Origin of the sequence: Mycoplasma sp. ATU-Cv-508 (genome assembly GCF_004011945.1) — a bacterium.
Classification (GTDB): Bacteria; Bacillota_I; Bacilli_A; order Mycoplasmatales; family Metamycoplasmataceae; genus RYZV01.
Genome location: NZ_RYZU01000001.1, coordinates 608583 through 629584, shown reverse-complemented (window position 1 = coordinate 629584; position 21002 = coordinate 608583). Strand labels below are relative to the sequence as shown.

At 43.8% G+C, this 21002-nt stretch carries 21 protein-coding genes, 2 tRNA genes and 4 pseudogenes; 10 read left to right on the top strand and 17 right to left on the bottom strand.

What is annotated here, in order from left to right:
• The first annotated feature begins 79 nt into the window (after window positions 1–79).
• The 10 genes from CSH31_RS03845 (at window position 80) to CSH31_RS03800 (ending at window position 9473) form a co-directional block, all read left to right on the top strand.
• On the top strand, window positions 80–541 hold the full coding sequence (locus CSH31_RS03845) for a hypothetical protein (RefSeq protein WP_128008886.1): 462 nt from the start codon (window positions 80–82) through the stop codon (window positions 539–541).
• Window positions 430–1116, top strand: coding sequence for a hypothetical protein (locus tag CSH31_RS03840; protein ID WP_161565730.1), 687 nt, complete (start codon window positions 430–432; stop codon window positions 1114–1116). Before CSH31_RS03845 ends, CSH31_RS03840 begins: the two co-directional genes overlap by 112 nt.
• Window positions 1088–1606, top strand: a complete 519-nt coding sequence (locus tag CSH31_RS03835) for a hypothetical protein (RefSeq protein WP_128008884.1) — start codon at window positions 1088–1090, stop codon at window positions 1604–1606. Before CSH31_RS03840 ends, CSH31_RS03835 begins: the two co-directional genes overlap by 29 nt.
• 163 nt (window positions 1607–1769) lie before the next feature.
• Window positions 1770–2672, top strand: coding sequence for a hypothetical protein (locus CSH31_RS03830; RefSeq protein ID WP_128008883.1), 903 nt, complete (start codon window positions 1770–1772; stop codon window positions 2670–2672).
• Window positions 2673–2775: 103 nt separating this feature from the next.
• Window positions 2776–3252, top strand: a complete 477-nt coding sequence (locus CSH31_RS03825; protein WP_161565729.1) for a hypothetical protein — start codon at window positions 2776–2778, stop codon at window positions 3250–3252.
• A 41-nt stretch (window positions 3253–3293) separates the two neighbouring features.
• Window positions 3294–3416 (top strand): hypothetical protein, encoded by a 123-nt coding sequence (locus tag CSH31_RS05115; protein ID WP_345775190.1) that lies wholly within the window; start codon window positions 3294–3296, stop codon window positions 3414–3416.
• Between the two features lie 31 nt (window positions 3417–3447).
• A complete protein-coding gene (locus tag CSH31_RS03815) occupies window positions 3448–3882 on the top strand; it encodes a lipoprotein 17-related variable surface protein (protein WP_161565728.1) in 435 nt (144 codons plus the stop codon).
• 70 nt (window positions 3883–3952) lie between these two features.
• Entirely contained in the window at window positions 3953–4360 is a 408-nt protein-coding gene (locus CSH31_RS03810) for a lipoprotein 17-related variable surface protein (protein WP_161565727.1), read from the top strand.
• Window positions 4360–5199: a lipoprotein 17-related variable surface protein gene (locus tag CSH31_RS03805; RefSeq protein ID WP_128008878.1), complete on the top strand. Its 840-nt coding sequence runs from the start codon at window positions 4360–4362 to the stop codon at window positions 5197–5199. Before CSH31_RS03810 ends, CSH31_RS03805 begins: the two co-directional genes overlap by 1 nt.
• Before the next feature lie 113 nt (window positions 5200–5312).
• Complete coding sequence (locus tag CSH31_RS03800; protein ID WP_128008877.1) at window positions 5313–9473, top strand: lipoprotein 17-related variable surface protein; 4161 nt, start codon at window positions 5313–5315, stop codon at window positions 9471–9473.
• A 1-nt stretch (window position 9474) separates the two neighbouring features.
• Here CSH31_RS03800 and CSH31_RS03795 read toward each other — a convergent pair whose 3' ends face one another.
• The 17 genes and pseudogenes from CSH31_RS03795 to aguA form a co-directional block, all read right to left on the bottom strand.
• On the bottom strand, window positions 9475–9879 hold the full coding sequence (locus CSH31_RS03795; protein ID WP_128008876.1) for a hypothetical protein: 405 nt from the start codon (window positions 9877–9879) through the stop codon (window positions 9475–9477).
• Window positions 9866–10477, bottom strand: coding sequence for a hypothetical protein (locus tag CSH31_RS03790; protein ID WP_128008875.1), 612 nt, complete (start codon window positions 10475–10477; stop codon window positions 9866–9868). The genes CSH31_RS03795 and CSH31_RS03790 overlap by 14 nt, the downstream gene beginning before the upstream one ends.
• Window positions 10450–11772, bottom strand: coding sequence for a hypothetical protein (locus CSH31_RS03785; RefSeq protein WP_148669015.1), 1323 nt, complete (start codon window positions 11770–11772; stop codon window positions 10450–10452). Before CSH31_RS03785 ends, CSH31_RS03790 begins: the two co-directional genes overlap by 28 nt.
• A gap of 73 nt (window positions 11773–11845) precedes the next feature.
• Window positions 11846–13645, bottom strand: a pseudogene (gene lepA, locus CSH31_RS03780) (translation elongation factor 4).
• Window positions 13646–13696: 51 nt separating this feature from the next.
• A tRNA-Gln gene (locus tag CSH31_RS03775) sits at window positions 13697–13771 on the bottom strand.
• 5 nt (window positions 13772–13776) lie between these two features.
• Window positions 13777–13860, bottom strand: a tRNA-Tyr gene (locus CSH31_RS03770).
• A 51-nt stretch (window positions 13861–13911) separates the two neighbouring features.
• Complete coding sequence (locus CSH31_RS04740; protein WP_236630716.1) at window positions 13912–14061, bottom strand: hypothetical protein; 150 nt, start codon at window positions 14059–14061, stop codon at window positions 13912–13914.
• A gap of 18 nt (window positions 14062–14079) precedes the next feature.
• Window positions 14080–14253 carry a transcription termination/antitermination NusG family protein gene (locus tag CSH31_RS05110; protein WP_345775203.1) on the bottom strand — a complete coding sequence of 58 codons (174 nt, stop codon included), beginning with the start codon at window positions 14251–14253 and terminating at the stop codon, window positions 14080–14082.
• 73 nt (window positions 14254–14326) lie between these two features.
• Window positions 14327–14485: a hypothetical protein gene (locus tag CSH31_RS05105; RefSeq protein WP_345775189.1), complete on the bottom strand. Its 159-nt coding sequence runs from the start codon at window positions 14483–14485 to the stop codon at window positions 14327–14329.
• Between the two features lie 6 nt (window positions 14486–14491).
• Entirely contained in the window at window positions 14492–14668 is a 177-nt protein-coding gene (secE, locus tag CSH31_RS03760; RefSeq protein WP_127943049.1) for a preprotein translocase subunit SecE, read from the bottom strand.
• Window positions 14669–14675: 7 nt separating this feature from the next.
• Window positions 14676–15191: a sigma-70 family RNA polymerase sigma factor gene (locus CSH31_RS03755; RefSeq protein WP_128008873.1), complete on the bottom strand. Its 516-nt coding sequence runs from the start codon at window positions 15189–15191 to the stop codon at window positions 14676–14678.
• Window positions 15192–15198: 7 nt separating this feature from the next.
• Window positions 15199–15762, bottom strand: coding sequence for a 23S rRNA (guanosine(2251)-2'-O)-methyltransferase RlmB (rlmB, locus tag CSH31_RS03750; protein WP_345775188.1), 564 nt, complete (start codon window positions 15760–15762; stop codon window positions 15199–15201).
• A gap of 130 nt (window positions 15763–15892) precedes the next feature.
• Window positions 15893–17680: a class I tRNA ligase family protein gene (locus CSH31_RS03745; protein WP_128008871.1), complete on the bottom strand. Its 1788-nt coding sequence runs from the start codon at window positions 17678–17680 to the stop codon at window positions 15893–15895.
• Between the two features lie 436 nt (window positions 17681–18116).
• Window positions 18117–18245 carry a hypothetical protein gene (locus CSH31_RS05100; RefSeq protein WP_345775202.1) on the bottom strand — a complete coding sequence of 43 codons (129 nt, stop codon included), beginning with the start codon at window positions 18243–18245 and terminating at the stop codon, window positions 18117–18119.
• Window positions 18246–18746: 501 nt separating this feature from the next.
• A pseudogene (locus CSH31_RS05095) lies at window positions 18747–19329 on the bottom strand (FAD-dependent oxidoreductase); the annotation flags it as partial.
• Window positions 19283–19840, bottom strand: a pseudogene (locus CSH31_RS05090) (FAD-dependent oxidoreductase). The pseudogenes CSH31_RS05095 and CSH31_RS05090, both read right to left, overlap by 47 nt.
• A 47-nt stretch (window positions 19841–19887) precedes the next feature.
• Window positions 19888–20943: pseudogene (gene aguA / locus CSH31_RS05085) on the bottom strand (agmatine deiminase).
• Window positions 20944–21002 lie beyond the last annotated feature (59 nt).

Sequence of the window (21002 nt, the reverse complement as noted above, 5' to 3'; positions counted from 1 at the left end):
AAAAACGGTCAAAAAAATCAACTTGTTAGACAAGTAGACTAAAATAAAAATAGATTGAAAACTTGTATCTAGGAGTGAGTTGCCTAAAAAACCAACCGTCTACTTTGTCCGCCACACCCACTGAAACCGCGAGTGGTACTTCACTAGCGACGACAGTCGCACTTTGCTCTACTACCATCTCAAGTACCTAATTGAAAACTTAGAAAAGAGTACGCGCGACACTTTTACCTTTGACGGACAAAGCGTCATCGTTGACGATTTTCTCCGCTTTGCTCCCGACTGACGCGGGCGTCTTAAAAAAGTTGTCAAGAGTCGAAAATTGCTGATCGGACCATTTTACACCCAAATGGATAATTACCAAGCACGCGGCGAAGCACTTGTGCGCAACTTAGAAATCGGCATCGACTTAGCCCAGCAAATGGCCACGCTATGAAAGTCGGTTACTTACCCGATTTTTTGCCACTCCCAGCAAACCAGTCAAATTTTACGCATGAACGGGATCGACAGTTTTTTTTCTCGCGCGGAATTAATCCCTCGTTAATTGGCAACAACCTTTACTTTTGGCTCCAGAGTCCTGACGGCAGCAAAGTTTTTAGTACGTGACTAACTGATTACGCTAGTCACCCGAGCACGCTCGGGGCTAACTTAAACGACTGAATTGCTTATTTAGTTGAGGAATATCCCGAACCAGGTCAGTTTCACCCCTCAATCAAGTCTTACCTTAAAAGAAACCAGGAGCTACCAATTATCGTGCCCGTTGGAGCTGACCAGCATCCTTATCAACCCGAAGTGAAACAGCTCGTCACTCGTCTAAAAAGTCAGTACCAAGACTGAAACTTGGAGCTCGGAGATTATGAATCAGCGCTCGTTAAAATCAAGCATGCTCTCAAACGCCAAAACACGACCTTACCAACGGTTGACATTCCGCTAAAAGAAGGGGTTACCAAGCCTGTTCACCGCGGAGTAGCATCAACGCGAATTGATCTCAAGCAACTTTATTACGAACTAGAGTCGCTCTTAATTGACATGATTGAGCCGATGAGCGTGATGTGTCAAATCGAAAAAATTGACGTTCCTTGGGCCATGATTGAACTGATTTTGAAAACAGTACCTTAAATCAGCTGCCTACCACTCTTACGCGGGTGTGAGTATTGACCATGTTAGTCAAAAAAACCGTCAACGTCTGACCGGCGCGATTAGACTCGGTCGCAACGTCTTAGCAATGCTATCGCGGATTTTTTCCCAGCGCTTTATCCGCGAGGAAATTGACGCTTATCAAAAACTAATTCTTTTTAACTACGATCTAAAAATTTACGAAGGTCCTTACGAAATCAAAATTAACCTCAAAGATGACCGCCAAATTGGTCACTTCAGTTTTTGGGACCAAGACACGCCGCTTAAATTTAGCGTTATCAAAACTTACCCCGATCACTCTTACTTAATTTTGCTCCACGAAGTACGTATTCCCGCCTTCAACTACAAACTGATCGCTGTCAAATACCACGAAAAAACCGCGGGCCCTGCCGCCCTTAGAAAACTTTGTCCGCAACGAACACTTAGAAGTAAGAGTTGGTCGCCGCGGGCTAACGCTGACCAAGGGCAATAAAACTTGAACTAATTTTTGGCAAATTTGTGCTTACCCATCGGCTGGCGACACTTTTACCCACTCGCCACTTAAGGAAGCCGACCGCGCTTACTTTTTTGACGAATACAAAGTTTTAGCCAGCGATTCTCATCACCAATCGCTCAGAATTATCGCCAGTGGGTTTGTGCCGAGCGGAATCGACAACTGGTCAGCCGAAAAAGAAGCTCAGCGCCAAAACATTGAAATTAACATCGTTTTAATCGAAGATCGCGTCTTTTTCAAAGTCAACTTAATTAACACTTTGCAAGACACTAGACTAGTCGTTTTAATTGATGCTAACAGCGGCGAAGATCGCTGGTGACACGACCAAGTTTTTGGAATCGAAGAAAACCAAATTAACTCGGTTGGCTTAGACGCGCTCAAAACGCCCGACTCGTTTGGTTACCGCCGTCCTGAGTACCTTGGCAGCCAAAGCATTCACCACCACTTTGTTAGCAACTACCAAAACACCGCTACCATCTTCACCCAAGGAACTCGCGAGCATGAACTGTTAGTCTGGGAAGGAAAGCATTACTTTGCTTTTACGCTCTTACGCAGTTTTAGCAAAATTAGCGCCGGAAAACTTTCGTGACGAACTGGACCTAGTCCGATGGTTGAAAGCCCTAGCGCCGACTGCCAACTCCACCAAAGTAAGTTAAGTTATTCTTTCGTAGTTGACTACAACTACCGCACACTCGCTCAGCAGTTTCAAAATTCCAAACACCTTCTTTACAAAAACTACTACTTACCTAACCCAAGTCAGTGAGCCCAACCGCTTTTGCACTGGAAGTCCAACTTAGCCCACTACGACCGCGGTCAGCACGATGATCCTCACACGTGACAAATTCCGGCGCTAGTTGAAAACGAAAACTTAATCGTGAGCGCTTTTTACCGCAATCCTAGGCGGCAAATCATCTTGCGAATTTTAAACGTTGGACCAAGTTTTACTTTCACCGACACCAGTTTACGTTCGTCACGAACCTTAAGCAATTTCCGTCACCAAAAAATGTTTTGACCCCAATGGGGCTTAGTCAACTTCTTAATTTAAACTTGCTAACAACTAAGAACTAGTTAACAAGTTGGCGCTTAGCGTTATAATTAGTTTGAAAAGAAAGTCAGTTGGTATAGTGCGTTTGAAAAAAGCGTTTTGAATGCTTGGTGCCGTAGTGTCGCTCGGCGGTGGCGCGTTTGCTTGTGCCAGTTGTTGACCACAAAAAACTTCTTCGCTTGAAGAGGTTGAGTCAGAACTCAACGAAATTGAAGAGTTAGAAACATACCATACCGACCTAGTTCCTTCGGAAACATTTGAAATTAACCAAGAAGTGAGCGCCGATGATTTGGGCATCACTTTGCCGCCTTCGCTTGATAAGTTCACCACAACTTTAACGATTGACGACCTTGATGACCACACCGGACTAGTCAGCGTAAGACTTAAGTTAAGTCATGAGTCACGTCACATTGTCCGCAATTTTAACGTGATTAACTTCGCAAAAAAACCGACCACGATCGCGAAGCAGTTGAAAAATGGTCCGAGTACATGATTAGTGCTAACAAAACGCTTCACGAGCAAAAGCTGCCGAGCGAAAGTTGTCAAATTGGTCCCGCCGACTTTGATAAAATCGGTCTAAACAAATACGACTTATCCCACGGTTGAGAAGTTGATCTTAACGTGGTAGAGGTTGATGACGACGAAGGTTATGTCGTGGTTGAAGCGACTTTAAAAAAGAACGGGCAAACTAAGCACAAGCAGAAGTACAAAGTTGCCGGTTTAAAAACCATAACACCCCAATAAAATCATCGTTGAAGAAATTAAAGCGCTGTTAGTGGACCAAAAAACTAAGCCTTCTAACCAATCTCTTCTACCTTCCGAAATTGATCTCACCGAGCAAGACACCTACTGGGAAAACATTGGTGGTAAGCCTTGGGATTTAGAAAAAATTAACGGCGTGGATTTGCAGTACGAAACTCTCAAAAAAAACGATGAAACTGGCGCAATCATCGTGAGAGTTACGATTAACCGCGGCAAAATTAGTGACCAAAAAGTGGTCAGAATCCACGGCTTTTTGTCTAAGAGTGTTTACCGTAAAAGCGTGATTGACGAATTTTTTGCCAAAGCGCTTAAATTGCGGGCTGACCACGGCGACCAAAAAGCGAGCGATATACTCAAACTAGGTCAAACGGATCTGCAAAAAATTCGCATTAATTGACCGACTTTGCCCGATAAATGACGCTTTTGAAGCGACGGTAGCCAAAATTAACGATGTCAAAGGAAGCGCAACATTTTTAGTTAGCGTCTACCACGAAGACACTAATCTAGACGGCCGCAGCGTGGAAATCGGCGGTTTTCTTGACGAGATTAATTTTGAAAAAAAACAACTTCACAAACTACTGGACTCGCTCAAAGATCAAAAAGTTCACGCCAACTGAGCTGAACAATTGCCAAGTCAGTGAAGAGAAAAACCGGACTGACCGCTTGATTACCAAAAACTAAACTTAATCTTTGAACCGATTCCTAACCTTGATTGAAAAAAACTTTCAGGTCTAGTCAGCGTAGTCTCCCATGATGACCAAAAAGGTACGATTGAAATCAAAATTGACTTTAAGTACGGGGATTCAACAGCAAGCAAAACAATCGAACTATCAGGACTGAAAACTCTGCAGCAGTTCGACCACGAAATCGCGCACCAGTTTATCCAAAGACCAAAGTTTCTCAAACTGACAAAACTGACATTTTAGTGCGTGACATCATTAAAAACAAACCTTTTACGCCTGAATCGCTCGGTGTCAAATGACCAAAATTGCCCGACCACTTAAAACTCATCATTAGTATGGATTCTTACGAAGAAGACCAAGGTCGGATTGATTTATTTTTGGAACTTCGTGACGCTGATAACCAAGTCATCGCCCAAGGTAAATCGCGTATAACTGGGTTTAAAACTTTGGTTGAACAAGACCAAGAAGACGTGAACAAAGTGGTTGGTCTTTTCCAAGACCAAGTTACCCAGGAATCTAACCGCGACAAGCAAGTTAGCGAAATGTTTAAACAAGGCCAAGTTGTTTCCGCCCGAGCACTCGGTGTCAAATTGCCAAGCAACGATCAACTAAACGGCGTGGAAGTGACACTGCGCGTGTTCTCAATTGATGACACCGATGGGAAACTAACCGTGGAAGTAATCGGGAAAAAGCGTAACTCAGAACGTCGGATCACGTTTGTGGTGAGCGGTTTCCAAAACCAAAACGAACGCGACCAAAGTGCGATTGCTCAGTTTCTGAAAGATTGAGAAAACGTCAAAACTAGTACCAGCGGTCTTTTAGCCAAACTAGTGGCGGCGATTTTTAAAGGCGAACTAAGCAAGCTGGGCGTAGAAAATCCTCCCCAACTGACTGGTGGTTTGGAAGCGCGTTATGAAATTGAAAATTTTGACGACGACAACGGAATCATCAACTTACGCGTAATAATCTCCCGACAAGGCAAAGAAATCAAAACTGCCCAAGTTAAAGTGCGCGGTTACCGAACTTCATCTGAACAACACCTGATCGACATTGGCGGCATTATTAATGGACTGGTGAGTTAACGGCCGGCGAAAGGCTAGCAGATAAGCGTCCGAGTCAAGTTTTCAAAGAAGGTCAAACGGCGGAACTAGAAGATTTTTACATTCCTTGACCACGTGACATCGACCGGGCTGGCATGAAAGTGGAAGTCAAAATATTAGAACTTGACGACGAGCACGGCCAAGCCAAAGTGGAAATTACCGTTAGCAAAGGAGTCCACAGCAAAAAGCGCGAATCCATCATTAGTGGTTTTGACACTAACGAGCGCTACCGTCAACGCGAGGGACAACGGATTAGCGACTTATTAACCGATTTAAAAGTCAAAACCAGCGACAAAGTGCCTAGCCAAATTTTTAAACTTGGACCAGTTGGTCTAGATGAAATTGGTTTCATGTTGCCGATTTTGCCTTTTGAATGAAAAATGGAATTAAAAGTGGTTGAAATTCGCGATGCAGGCGGACAAGTTGGTTTTGAAGCAACTTTGCGATGACGTGATACTCCGCCTCTAAAATACCGCTTCACTGTCAGCGGTTTTAAAAGACAATCAACTAAAGACCAGGAAGATGTTGAAAAAATCGCCGCGCTAATTAAAGATCAAACCGCTCACGCTTCCTTTGGTCAAAGTCAACTAAGCAAAATTGCCAAAGTTGATGAGCTAGTTAACCCGAGCGACCTTGGTTTTGAATCGCCAAGTCCAGAGCAAATCGGCAGTGCTAAAATCACTTACCGCGTCGTGAAAATCGATGACGAAAACGGCGAACTGACACTTGAAGCGGCCATTGAAAAAGGCGAATCGCTGGAAAGACGCACTTTCAAAGTGACCGGTTACCAGACCGAGAAACAGCGCGATGAAAACGCAATTAAAGAGTTTTTAAGCGCCTGGGAAAGTGTCAAAACGACCTTGGTCACCTACCTACCGCGTGACGCGGCTAAGATGTTTGATGCTAGCTTAGCTGACCTTGGCGTGGAACAGCAGCCTCAGTTACCCGAACACTTCAGCGTCAAATACATGATCAAAACTTTTGACGACGACAACGGAACGATTACTCTGGAAGCAGAGATTAGTAAAAAAGGCCAGTTAGTTCAAAAAGTCACCGTCGTGGTCAAAGGTTTTCGAACCACCGCGGTTCAACACCAACTTGATGTGAGCAAAATTTTGGAACTGCTCAAGGAAATTAGAGTTAGCGATAAATTTAGTCAAAAAAGACCGAGCCAAGTTTTTGAAATTGGGCAAAAAATCACTTTGGAAGAAATTGATTTCCCGTGGCCGAAAACTATTGATCGACGCGGAGTAGAAATTGAGTTGGAAATTTTAACTCTTGACGATGAAAACGGCGAAGCCAAAGTTAAAATCACCGTCACTAAAGGTCAAATTACTGACGGCGGCGAAAGAGTTTTGACCGGTTTTGATGACAACAGTGCCTATCAGAACCGAGTCGCTGAGCAAGTTTGGAAACAACTCGAGAATTTGACCACCAGCGACCAGGACAAAACGCCAGGATCGGTTTTCAAACTAGGCGAGGTGGAGGCCGACCAACTTGGATTTAAACAACCCGAGTTGCCACCGGAATGAGAAATTACTTGGGAAGTACTTAAGTTAGATAATCCCGGCGGTGAGGTTCATTTTGAGGCCTCTCTAAAGTGACGCGATCACCCAGCCATAAAACACCAATTTGTAGTTAAGGGTTACAAAAAACAAGCTCAGCAAGACCAAGAAGACGTTGAAGAGATCGCCGCACTAGTTCAAGACCAAAGTGCGAATGACAGTTTTCGCAACACTCAACTTAGCAAAATAACTAAAGTCGGTGATCTAATTAACCCGGCTGACCTAGGTTTTGAAAATCTTGACCCAACCAAAGTGGGCGACGCTAACTTAACTTACCAAGTAGTTGAGATTGACGACTCAAACGGTGAGGTGTTAATTGAAGTCAAAATTACCAAGGGTCAAGCTAACACTAGTCGTCAATTTAAAGTGAGCGGCTTTCAAACCGAACAAGACCGCGATCAGTTGGCAATTAAAAAGTTTTTGTCCGAGTGGGAAAGCGTCCAAACTAGTCGAGTTGATTTAATGCCTAACGCGGCTAGCAAACTTTTTGGAGAAGACTTGAGCGCGCTGGGCGTGAGCAGTCCGCCGCTTTTACCGACTGGGCTAGATCCCAAGTACAAAGTGAAAACTTTTGACGACGAGCAAGGCACAATTAACTTGGAAGTTGAAATTTATAAAAACGGTAAATTGCTTGAAACTGTCGAAGTTCAAATTAGCGGTTTTCGCACTCAAGCCGAACAAAATCAAATTGATGTTAGCGCCGTGTTAGACGCGCTTAAGTCAATAAAAATCGGTCCTAAGCTTAACGAAAAAAGAGCCGGTGAAATTTTCAAACTGCACCAAATAATTACGCTGGCTGACTTGGACGCTAAGTTACCAGCCGCGATTGATCCGCGCGGGCTAAGCATTGACTTAGAGGTGCTCAGTCTTGACGATGAAACAGGAACTATGAAAGTTCAAGTTAACGTTAGCAAAGGTCAAACCAAAAATTTCCGAGAAACGGTTGTTAGTGGGTTTGAAACTAACTTAGAGTACCAAGCGAGAATCGTCAAGAAAATTTGACCGCTTCTTAACGATCGAAAAACAATCTTTGCCAAAGATTTGGCGAGTCAGCTCTTTAAAATAGGTCCGGTCGAACCCATAGATCTTGCAATCCTAATGCCGCTTGTTCCGATCGGTTGAAAAATTAGTTTATCCATCACCGACATCGAAGACAAAACCGGAACGATCACTTTAGAAGCTTCGCTTCGTTGACTAAAACGGGAAAGTTTTCGGCACACTTTCACTCTTTCTGGTTTTAAAACTCGTCACCAACAAGACCAAGACGATGTCAAAGTGGTGCTAGAAAAAATAAAAGATTGGAAGGTAAGTGGCGAATTTGCTAACTTAAGACCACTTGACGTAGGCAACGTTGGTGAAGAAGTAGATCCCCAAAAACTCGGCTTACCGACTGTTCCAAGCGCCAAGGAATTAAATGTTGTTTTGCGTTACATAATTGCCGAGCAAGATAACGAAGACGGAATTTTAACTTTGATCGTGCGCGTTATTAAGTCCGACGCGGCGGAAGAGAAAAGAATTCTTGTCCAAGGACTCAAGACCAACTTAGCCTACGAAAAAGAAATCGTTGCCAAACTAGTTGAGCAAATTAAAAAAACCAAAACTAGTTTGAGAAACGACGTTTTGCCTTCCTCGTTTGCAAAAGACCAAAGTCACTCAGCGGAAGAAATTGGTCTTAAAATGCCAAAACTACCAGCTGGCTGAACGGCCGAATTCGTGCCGCTTGAAGCGTTTGATGATGAAGGAATCCTAAAACTAAAAATGGTGCTTAAACGCGGTCAAAAGGTGATTGAAGAGCACGAGATTACGCTCAGCGGTTACCAAGACACTTACCACCATGACTTAGAAATTGTGGAAAGATTAGCCCGTAACACGATAATTGACGCCAAAACCCAATTTAACAAAAAGTATCCGCGCGAACTTTTCAAAACCAAAGATCTCGTGGACGAAAAACTGCTCGGCATCACCGCTGCCACTAAGGAAGAATTGAGCGGCGCCAAAGTGGAATACGAAATTGCTTTGGTGGACAACTTTAGCGGTTCAGTTAACGTCAAAGTAAAAATTACCAAAGGTCAAGCTAAGAAAGAAAAACAAATTACAGTCGGCGGCTTTCAAGCGCTTAACGATAAAACATCTGGTGAAGTCAGAACGTGGTTCATGGACTTCATTCAAAAACAAACTACCAGTCGGACCAATGATATGCCGACAGATATTGGAACTTATCGTGCCAAAGTGACTTTGAAGGATTTAGGACTTGAGGAACTTTACATTCCCGACAACTGAGTCTTGAACATAGAAATTTACGCGACCGATGACGTAGCCGGAAATGTCCGCACTAGTTTTACAATTTTAAAAGACGGTGCAAGTTTCGTGTTGGGAACGATTACCATTTTGCGAGGTTTCTTAACCGCTCTCAAAGCCGTAGAAGCCGTAATTGCGCAACTACCCGATGAAGTGGAAACTTCTATCAAAGATATGCTTCCTTACGACTACCACATGAAGTTTCGCCGACCTAAAGATCTTGCTACAGTGGGCATTGACATAAAAATTGAGCACCACCATAGCGTCAAAGTGACTTACGAAATTATTTACCCAAACAACACGCGCGGTTCGGCAATTTTGCGTGTTCACGCCACTCACGCGTTAGCTTACCGCCTTAAAAATGTCACCGTGGTAGGTCTTAAAAAAGCGTAAGTTAATCTTTTCAATCGGTTTCGGTAAAAGTGTTTTTTTCCAGTTTTTGACGGTTAGTTAATCCGACCTGTCCGATGTATTCGCCCAGTAAATCAAAAAGTTTCAGTAAAAGTTTGAGTTCAGTTTTTTTGTGCTGACTAGCCAGACTAGCAAAATTATTTCTGATCGTCTGGTTAAAAACGCCTAGCAATCATAAGTAGGCGTGAAACACCATTTGACTCGCGTAACGACTAAGTTGCAGATAAGTCGTTTGGCTGGCGTAAGTCGCAAACATAAAGGAAGAGGCGTGGTTGGGAAAGTTAGACTGCAAATAAATGTGTTTCAAGTATTTATCGTCTCGAATGCCATTTTGAATAATCAGTTTAATTTTGCGGTCTTCGCGGTCTAGGTTTTTAATCTTCTGCATTCATCCGTAAGGACTGCGAACTTGCTTGCGTGAGAAAAATTGGCGACCAAGTTGGCCAAAAAGGCCGCGCCGTTTTGAGCTCATGGAGCAAAAACTCGGCGAATTTACGCATGTTTTTCATGCCGTGGATCAGAAAATGGTCAAAAACGTGCGATCCGTACTTTTCGATTAAATAGTGGATAGCGTAAAGTTCAAAGTACTGACGAATTTTAGCAAGCGAAGAAAAAGCCAGATTAAGTTCTAAGTTCATTTGAATTTCGTTGCCCATCATGATGATGTTTTGAAGTACAAAAAACTTCCACTGGTAATCTTTGCTTTGGGTAAATCAATCGTCCAGCACTTTCTGCTCGCGTAATTTGGTAAATAAATTGAGCACTAAAAGCAAGATTTGGTTGATTTTAAAAACGTCTAGCAAATTGCTCGGTTCGGAATACGACTGGCGGAGATACTTGGCGTAGTCAGAACGCAAAATCATTTGGGTGTGTTTAAAAACATCATCAGCACTAAAACTATCAACTGTGTAATTGCTAATTCGGTCAATTATTCGTAAACATTTTTCAATTTCGTAAGTTAAATCGAACGGAACTTGTTGGGCCATCTAACTTTAATTATAACTGCGGAGCTCGTTAAAGCTAATGTTTCAAAACTGGTTTGTCCAACAAAACTTGTTTTTGAATTGGTAAAAACACGATGGATCCTGTTTTTAAAATTTCCACTTCACGACCAAAAACGCGTTTTAAAATTCTTAAGTACTCGGGAATTTGGTAGAGAACTTGCAAGTAAGGATCGTCGGATTTTTTTCAAAAACTGTTTGTATTTACTTAGCGTCAGTCGTTGACCGCCTTGCTCGGTAAACCAATTGCTAATTAAGGTACGTAGTTTTTTGCGGTTATAAGTCAAATCTAAGTAAGCGATTTGATTCCCTCGGGCGCGCCACAAAAAAGTTGTTGTTTTGGACCACGTAGGGTGATCCTCCAAAGAGACGGAAAAATTCATCGCTGGGAAAACCGACGGACGGCGTCCGCAGTAGTTGACTAGTCGACTAAATAGCGGAGCGTTGTTATCTAAGTTAGCGTCTAGATAAATTGTCATGGAATTACCAACTGAAAAACGCAAAACTTGACCATAAAACTTTTTGAGTAAGTAGTATGGTTCGTCGCAAACTAAGTCATTCTCAGTTATAACGGGAGCGACTAGCTTCATAAACTTGTTTTTAGTTAAAAGAGGGTGGTGTTCAACCGCGCTGACGAGGGCGTAAATTTGGGCGGCCAAATCTGCGTCTTGGTTGCGCGCTAAGCGAAATTTGTTGGAGTCAATTTTCAAAAGTCACTCTTGACGTTCTAAAGTTGCAATTAAAGAACGGCGCGATGATTTATAACCTATCCGGTTAAGTTTTTCAATTAAACTTTGGTTAATCGTGATGTATTCTAAGTCTGAAGTCGTGAGTCAGTGGCGAATTAAGTACTGAGCGTTACCAAAAATTAATCCGTCAACTTTAACCGATCGATGCGGCGGCATTCAAAAGGGATTAATTTTGATAAAACCCTGCTCGGAAAACTTTTTCCGCTGCTTAATAACTTCTTGGCGAAAGTAAGAGCGCTTGTAAAGCACGTTGTTAATCATTTTATAACGGCGGGCTAAGTAAGCAATGGTAGTGTAATCATCAAGTTTGTCAACTGACACTTGCTGCAAGTTAAAAAGTTGCTCATAAGTAGTGGTCTTAAAAATTTTAACTTGGTTAGTTAAAACGGACAAAACTGTCCGGTAAATACTTTCGCGCATTTTTTTGACGATCGGTTTGGGTATTTTCAATTTCTGACTAATCGCATCCAAACTTTGTCCTTGAACTAGCAAGCAAAAGACATCAAAAGAGCCATTATTACGATTAAACAAGGTCCGCAACTTTTTCCTAACTAAATTCATATTTCTATTATGTCATAGAATTGTATCTAAATGTCAATTTTTGTTAACGGTGCTTATCGTGGTCAGTTTTCAGCACGGCTAAAAACGCCTCTTGCGGAACGTTAACAACTCCGAATTGCCGGGCGCGCTGTTTACCTTTTTTCTGCTTTTTAAGCAGTTTATCGCGTCGGGTCCGGTCCCCTCCGTAAAGCTTTGCCGTCACATCTTTCCGAAAAGCTTTAATTGTTTCCCGGGCAATTACTTTCGCTCCGATTGCCGCTTGAACGGGAATTTCAAAGTTGTGGCGCGGAATTACTTCCTTAAGTCTCTCAACCAGTTGACGAGCACGAGCATAAGCGCGATCTTTCTCGGCGATGAACGCAAAAGCATCGGCAGGCTCACCGTTGAGTAAAATGTCAACTTTAACTAGCTTACTAACTTGGTAAGCATCAAAACTCGTAGTCAAAAGTCGCATAACCTTTGGACAGCGATTTAAGGTGGTCAAAAAAGTCAAAAATCACTTCGGCGAGCGGTAGACGGTAAATCACTTTCCGACGCAAGTGATCAAGGTATTCCATTTTTAAGTAAGTGCCGCGGCGCGATTGGCATAAATCCAAAACTTGCCCGAGGTATTTTTCCACCACGATAATCTCGGCTTTAATAAAAGGTTCTAGCGTTTCTAAAATCCGCGATTTATCGGGTCAAACAGACGGGTTCTCAATCGTTAACTCCCGACCGTCAGTTAGTTTAAGACGATAACTCACAGTCGGAGCGGTTGTCACTAAATCAAGTTTAAATTCGCGTTCTAAACGTTGCTGTAAAACTTCCATGTGTAAAAGGCCGAGAAACCCAATTCGGTAGCCGTGACCAAGCGCCTGGGAAGTCTCGGGCGTGTAAACAATGGCCGCATCGCTGAGAGCAATTTTTTCCAGACTATCACGCAGTTGAGGGTACTGCCCGTTATCAAGCGGATAAAAACCGGTAAAAACGACCGGCTTGAGTTTTTTAAAACCGGGCAAAGCTTGCTCGGACGGGTTAGCAACTAAAGTAATCGTGTCGCCAACCGCCACGCTTTGGGCCGAGCGAATAGCAGCGGCTAGTCAACCGACTTCGCCCGCCTGGAGACGCTCGCGCTTACTTCCTGGGGATTTTGGATTCCTAGCTCGGTCACGTCAAACTTTTCGCCGGTTGACATAAATTTAAAACTGTCCCCCACTTTAATTTGTCCGCCGAAAATTCTAACTAAACAAATCACTCCCCGGTAAGTGTCGTAGTAAGAGTCAAAGACAAGCGCTTGAAGCGGCAAATGATTGTCGGCGTTGGCCGGCGGCGGAATGCGCTGAATAATCGCCTCCATTACCGCGGGTAAATTTTGACCGGTTTTTAGCCGAAATGGCTATGATGTCTTGCGGTTTAATTCCCAAAGTCTCACTTAACTGCTGACTAACTGACTCTGGATCAGCCGTGGGCAAATCAATTTTGTTAATCACCGGATGATCGCCAAGTTGTGTTCAATCGCTAAGTAAACGTTAGCTAAAGTTTGGGCCTGGATGCCCTGAGCCGCGTCAACCACTAAAAGCACTCCTTCGCAAGCCGACAAGGAACGAGAAACTTCGTAGCCAAAATCAACGTGACCAGGCGTGTCAATTAAGTGAAACAAATAACTTTGGTAGACTATTTGAACCGCGTTGAGTTTAATTGTGATGCCACGCTCTTGCTCAAGTTCCATCGAATCAAGGTGCTGGGCTTTTAATTCACGCTGACTGACGGTTTGGGTTAGTTCCAAAATCCGGTCGGCCAAAGTTGATTTGCCGTGGTCAATGTGAGCAATGATGGCGAAATTACGTATTTTGCTTTTATCCATGTGCGATAAGTAGGCCTTACTCGGTTAAAAAGATCGGTCACTAGGGTGGAATGGCAGCCCATGTTGGACTCGAACCAACAGTCACGGCACCAAAAACCGTTGCCTTGCCTATTTGGCTAATGGGCTATTATTGGTGGAGAGAGAGGGATTCGAACCCCCGAACCCGAAGGAGATGGTTTACAGCCACCCGTGTTTAGCCACTTCACTATCTCTCCGCCTACTGGAAACGAAAATATTATATAACAGTGCGACTGCGATTGCCCGACCTACTTGCGGATTTTTAAATCTTTGTAACTAATTTCGGTCGGAGTTTTGCGCTCAAACATGATCAGCTCCACGATAGCCACTTGACGCTGGTCATCGTTTTCTAAAATCGGACCAATTTGACCTTTGGCTGGTCCATCAATAATTTCCACAATTACGCCCGTACAAAGTTAGTGCGCACGATACCGGCATCAAAATCGTGGCGAATTTTTTTCGACTCTTTTGATCATTTTGCGCATCTCTAAATTTGAAACTGGGGTCGGTTTAGTGCGTTGACCCGATGAGCCCACTAGGCCAGTCACGTACTCGGTGTTGCGAACTAAAAACCACGCTTCGTTACCCATTCGCATGCGAATGAAGATGTAACCGGGGTAAAGGTTAACCTCGCGAACGCGGTGCGGTTGGTTAGCGGTTTTTTTAGCTAACTCGCGGGGTGTTAAGTGAGGAATGCGGCATCACTTTAAACTCGTCAAAATCATCTTGCATATTTTCAGAAACAACCCTGTTTTTGAGCGATTCAATCACTTTATCTTCTTTACCTGAAATGGTCGTAATCATGTACCACTTTTTATCCATTTTAACCTACAATCCAATTCCCATGTGGCGTCATATAAACGCAAAAAATAGCGCCAAACCGAGCAAAAATAAAGCGCTCACCGCGATGAAAAGAACCGCTTTGACAAAGGTGTTGCCCGTCTGACCAAGCGTTGGTCAACGCACGCGCTTAAGTTCCTTAATAAAACGTTTGATTCTTTGCATAACTTCGTTAATTATACAAACTTTTAACTTGAAGGTTGACTTTACTTTTGAGCGATTTAATTAGCGTTTTAATTCTGGCGTAAGAAAGTCCAAGCGTCTGACCAACCTTTTTAAGACTGAGTGATTTGACAAAGTGGAGCTCGTAAACTTTCTTTTCCAAAACGCTTAAAACTGATAAATCCAGTTCGGATGACTCGTCTAAGTTTAAGACAAATTCCTGAGCGCTTTCTGAGTCGTTTAAACTGTAAGCTTCGTTGAGCAGTCGGTAGTTTTTAGTTGAGTAACTTTTGGCTAAAGTGCGAACCATGAACTTGCATTTTAAAGCTAGAAAAGTTTTAAAACTCAAACCAAACTGGGGACGATAACGAAAAATTAACCAAGGTATTTGGGCGCAAAACGCTAAGTGGGCGTCTTCGTAAGTGAGCGGCACTTGCCGGTAAAGCGCTAAAACTTGGTGAATGACAACTTCCAAAGTGCGAGCGTAAAGCGAACTAACTAACGCGGTGATTTTCTCAATCTCCATTAACGTTTTACTCGCTTAAATGGTTCATCAAAATTCCGCCGCTGACTGAAACATTGAGCGATTCCACTGAGCCAAACATCGGAATTTTAATTTTAAAATCAACTTGTTTAGTTAAAGTGGTGCTGATCCCTTTCGCTTCGCTTCCCAGCACCAAAATTAACGGTCAGTTGAGGGGTGCAGCGCGGTAATTATCACCTTGCAGCGTTGCTCCGTAAATTCAGTATCCGCGCTTTTTAAACTTTTCTAAAACGCTTTGGAGCGAATTAACCCGAGCGATCTTAAGACCGTTTTGACCTCCGCTCGCGACTTTTAAAACCGCGGGACTAACTTGGGCCGAGCGGTCTTTGGGAATGAGCACGTGTTTTCAACCTAGTGCATTAGCAGTTCTTAAAAGCGCTCCTAAGTTATGGGGGTCTTGGAGGTGATCCAGCGCCAAGACGCGGCGCGGCTGGTCTTTTCAAAAAGACTCCAATTCGGCATAAGGATAATTTTTGGCTAGAGCCACGTAGCCTTGGTGGTTAGCGCTAGTTAGCTGGTCTAAAAACTGTTTTGATTTAACTTGCACCGGCACGCCCTTGGTTAAGTGATTGGAAAGAGGTTTTGAACGTAAACTAGCTTTAACGGATAGCCGTGTTTAATCGCTTCTAAAACCGTGTTTTTTACCGTAAATTAATTTTGGATCACTTGCCATTTTTGTTTTCTTAAATTAGTCCTTGTTTAATTAGTAAAGCCCGAATTTTATCCGCGGCTTGGTAATCTTGTTTAGTGCGAAGCAAAGTTCACCGCTGATAAAGCTGGCGCTGTTTGTCGGTTAGTTTTTCCACGGAAAATTTAAAACCGAGCAAAGCAAAAATCTTGCGCATTAAGTAACCGCTCGTTTTTTTTTCGTGAAAAAGTTTGAGTTGGGCGTGAATCACTTTGAGCGCGGCGCTAAAATTCCACTGACTAATTTGCTGGCTAATCTGCTCAAAAACTTGCTTTTCTTGCTCGCTGACAAAACCGCTTGAGCGCTCTAGTTGACTTTGTAAGTGAACGTGGTGCCAGCGTTTGACTTGCAAACTAGCTTGGTCAATTAACTCTGGGCCAAGATCAACGGGACTAGTTGGACTAGTCATTAAGTAAATCATTCTGAGCGTGTCAAAGCCGTGTTTTTGACCAAAGTCAACCGCACTGACTCAATTACCAAGACTTTTAGCCATTTTGGTGTCTTTCCAATTGACAAGACCAACGTGTTTTCACTCGGTGGTAATTGGTTTTCCGTGGATAGTTCTAAACTGAATGTTTTCGTTTTCGTGGTGAGGGAAAATTAAGTCCACTCCGCCACCGTGTCAATCAAGTCTGCGGCCCTGGGCTCAGCGCTCAATTAGCGCCACGCACTCAGTGTGCCAACCAGGGCGCCCTTTGGACCAGGGACTATTTCAGCGCTGGCCGGTCAAAGTTTTTTTTCAAAGGGCAAAATCAGACGGGTGTTTTTTGCTTGAATCAGACGATTCAGTCGGACTGACCATTTGTTCAAAAGATTGAGCCGAAACTTCTCCGTAGTGTTTCCGGGCGCGCTCAACGTTAAAGAAAACGTTGCCCTCAGATTGGTAGGCGCTTTTTTTGTCCAATAACTGCTGAATTATGTTTTGCATATCTTTGACGTGGCGGGTGACAAGCGGCATTTTGCTGACGCAAGTCACGTTATAAAACTTCAGTAAATCTTTGTATAACTTGGTGTATTTACGGGCTACTTCCGACGCGCTAGTTTTTTTCCCGTTCGCCCGGGCGATAATTTTGTCATCAATGTCAGTTATGTTGTGAATTAAATGGACTTTTTTACCCAGACTTTTTTGAGCCCTAACAAAAAGATCAAACGTTAAGATGGGGCGAAAGTTGCCGACGTGAGCCTCATCATAAACAGTCGGACCACAAACATAAATCAAAAGCTCGTTACCAGCCATTGCTGTCTTATTATAAATTAAAGGCGAAACTATTTTATAGGCGAAGTAAATTACAAACAGGTTAAACCAAATTTTAGCCGGAGTCAAAATTAAGTGGCCAGTTAAAAGCGTGACAAACTGCTTCATATCGTATCCCCAAACTGCCACGTCACCGAGCGTTAAAATCGGTGTGGTGCAAATTTCTAAAATCGCCGAAAAAGCGATGATCGGAATTACGCCGTTAAAAGAACGCGGTTTGAGGGCAAAACGAAAAACAAAAATTCCGATTAGCATCGTTGAAATTCCAAACATGGAAATGCCAAGAAAAAACCCACTTATTAGTGATGAGTTCCTGACGCTCAAAACTTGATCGCCTTGGAGAACCACAAAAGTTGTCACTCCCACTAAAATCAGCAGCAAAATAACTACCGTGACCAAAAAGTTGGAGTCAATGTATTTACGGGTAAAAAGTTTATCCACGTCTTGCTTGTTAAGTCAGCGGCGGTTAAAGATGTAACCGATCACTCCGGGAATTAAACCAACCAAAGCAAAAGCTAAGTGTACCACCAGTGCAAAAAAGTGGGCCGAAACATGAAGGAAATAATGTCGCTAGCAATTCCTGTAATCGCGCCGATAAAAGGACCGAAAATATAGCCAGTTAGTTAATTGGTAGTCCGGCCAAAGTGATTTTAAAAGAGGTAAAGCGGCGATCGGAATGACGCTCGAAAAAATTAGAATGAATGTGACCGAAGTTGAAATTAAAATGGAAACAAAGGCGATCTTACGGATGTTCCAAGCCCGAATTCTGACCGACTTTCAAAATACTCACATGACTACCAAATTGTACCTAATTTCACCGCTAAACCAATCTAGTCACCTTAGTACGCACTACTGTGGCCTAGCTAAGACTAAAGTTAGGAGCGCTTTTGGTCAAAGGGTCGCACTTTACCTTGCGAAACAAGGTAAAAAGTTAACATTTGAATATCAACCAAATTAACCCCTGCTACCCGCCGAGCTTGACCGATAGTACGCGCCTAATTAAACTGAGTTTTTGACGTGCTTCCGAAGCTAAATTGCTAACTTCGTGGTAGTTAATAGTTTCGGGAATTAAAATCTTTTCTAGTTTGACCATTTTGCTCACTTCGCGGTTTTGTTTGGCGATGTAACCGCCCAGTTTAACTCGCGTGGTAATTTCGCTTAAGTAAGGCGAATTAATTAGTTCGCTCGGGTCAACTAACCCGCGGACAATCAACTGAGCCAAACTAGTTGATTCGCTCAGGCCAATTCGAAGCGCCAACTGGCTTTTGGTTGAAAGGTAAGTGGATTCTAAGTGACGAACGCTTTGTTCAATTTCTTCGTACTTAGCCCGAATTTTTTCGATTTCTTGCTCCGAAATAAGTCCGACTCGGTAACCGATTTCGCTCAGTCGCTGGTCAGCGTTATCGTGACGTAAAAGCAAGCGGTACTCGGCTCTAGAAGTAAGCATTCGGTAAGGTTCGCGTGTCCCGCGCGTAACTAGGTCATCAATCAAAACGCCGATATAAGCTTGGTCGCGACCCAGCACAACTGGTTCGCGCTGGTTAAGTTTGCAAGCGATGTTAATTCCAGCGATCAGTCCCTGAGCGGCTGCTTCTTCGTAACCGGAAGTGCCGTTTATTTGACCAGCCAAGTAAAGACCTGCCACCGCTTAGTTTCCAAAGTTGCTTTTAATTCCAGTGGGTCAACCGCGTCGTATTCAATCGCGTAACCCCATTTGACCACTTTAGCGTTTGCGCAACCTGGCAAAGTTTTAACCACCTTGGCTTGCACTTCGGGCGGTAAAGAAGTTGACAGGCCGTTTAAGTAAATCGTGCTGCAGGCAGCATCTTCGGGTTCGTAAAAAATTTGGTGCTCGGACGATCGGGAAAGCGGCAAACTTTGTCTTCAATCGAAGGACAGTAGCGCGGTCCCACTCCTTTGATTAAACCGCTGTAAAGCGACGACTTACCCAGATTTTCCCGAATCACCGCGTGAGTTTTCTGGTTGGTGTGAGTTAAGTAGCAGTGAATTTGCTCGTCTAATTGTCGACCCGAACGATTAGAAAAAGCGTGCTTTTCCGGTGGCAACACTTCCTCTTGGACTTGACTAAAATCAATCGAACTGGCTAAAATGCGCGGCGGAGTGCCGGTTTTAAGTCTCTGGAGTGAAAAACCAAGTCGCGCTAAGGCAGCACTCAAGCCATAACTGCCTTTTTCACCGTCGGGGCCGCTGGCAGTTTTTTCAAACCTTGCAAAATTTGAGCGTTAAGTAAGTGCCCGTCGTAATTAAAACTGCAGGGGCCAAAATCTTTTGGCCGCCAGTCAGCACCACTCCTTGGATTTGCCCCTGCTCAACGATTAAGTCTTCAACCATGGACGCCATCAAGTTTAAATGCGGATGATGTTTGGCCGCCTCGTAAATTAGTTGACTGTACTTATCTTTGTCAATTTGAGCCCGCAAAGCCCTCACGGCTGGTCCTTTGCTCTGGTTGAGCATTTTAATTTGAAATCATCGCTAAATCGCTGAAATAACCTTGCACTCCGCCCAGAGCATCAATTTCGCGGTCAAAATCCCCTTGGCCGGACCGCCGATCGCCGGGTTGCAAGGCATGCTAGCCAGGCGACGTAAGTTAGGAGTAATCAGAGCAACTTTAACGCGGGAATTGGCCAAAGCAAAAGCGGCTTCGACGCCGGCGTGGCCTCCGCCGATAACGATCGCTTCAAAGTGTTTTTTCCATCTTTTTTATTCTACAAAATTTAAGATTTGTGGCGCGGTGTTTTGATTTCTTGCTGAGTAATGCAGTGGAAGTTTCCGCCGCCGAGTAAAACTTCGATCGAAGGAATCGGAACTACTTTGCGGTCGGGAAATTCCCGCTTAATTAATTCAATCGCTGCTTGGTCGCTCGGCAAACCAAAAGTTGGCATGACAATTCCGCCGTTAGCAATGTAAAAATTAACGTAACTAGCCGCTAATCTTTCGCCGACTGGTCGAGCTTTGGCAAGTTGCGTTTCGATTTCCAAAGCTTGCTCTTTGCTGCGGTAAAGCGGTTTAGTTGGCATAGGCATTTTGACAACTTCAATTTTCCGTCCGCGAGCATCGGTCATTTTGCTAAGGTACTCGTAATCTTTCTGACTTCGCTCGTACTGAGGGTCGTCGGGGTTGTCCGACCATCCCAAGAACACCCGGCCGGGTTTGATTACGCAGCAAATGTTATCCACATGACCGCTCGTTTCGTCTTTGAAAACTCCGTAGGGAATTCAAATCACTTTTTCAGCTCCCAAGTATTCCTTGAGGTAATTCTCGATTTGCTGCTTAGTTAGGTTGGGGTTGCGGTTAGGATTAAGCAAACATTCCTCAGTCGTGTAAATCGTTCCTTCGCCATCTGAGTGAATCGAACCTCCCTCCAAAATAAGTGGTGCTCGGTAGCGATCAATTTTTAAATAGTCTAAGACATTTTAGCCATCAAATCGTCCTGGTCTCACGACTCGTAAGCTTGTCCTCCTCAGGCGTTAAAAATTCAGTCCACTCCGCGCACATCGCCAGCCTTGTTACGGACAAAAGTCGGTCCAATGTCTCGCATCCAAGAATCATCCGATGGGTAAACAAGATGCGCACTTTAGAGTTTAAAAATTGCGCGAGCCGCTTTTTCCGTCGCTTTGCTCACTACCATCGTAACTGGTTCAAACTGACTAATCGCGTTAGCCACTTGGGCGAAAGTCGCTTGAGCCGGTCCGGCTTTAGCGCGCCACGTGTCTAAACGTTCGGGAAAAAACCATTCAACAACCAACGTGGGGTTCAAACTCGCCCGGCATGTAGAAGCCGTCTTTTAAAGGGTGGTTTTAGTAATTTACTCATTGCTAACTCTTGAGGT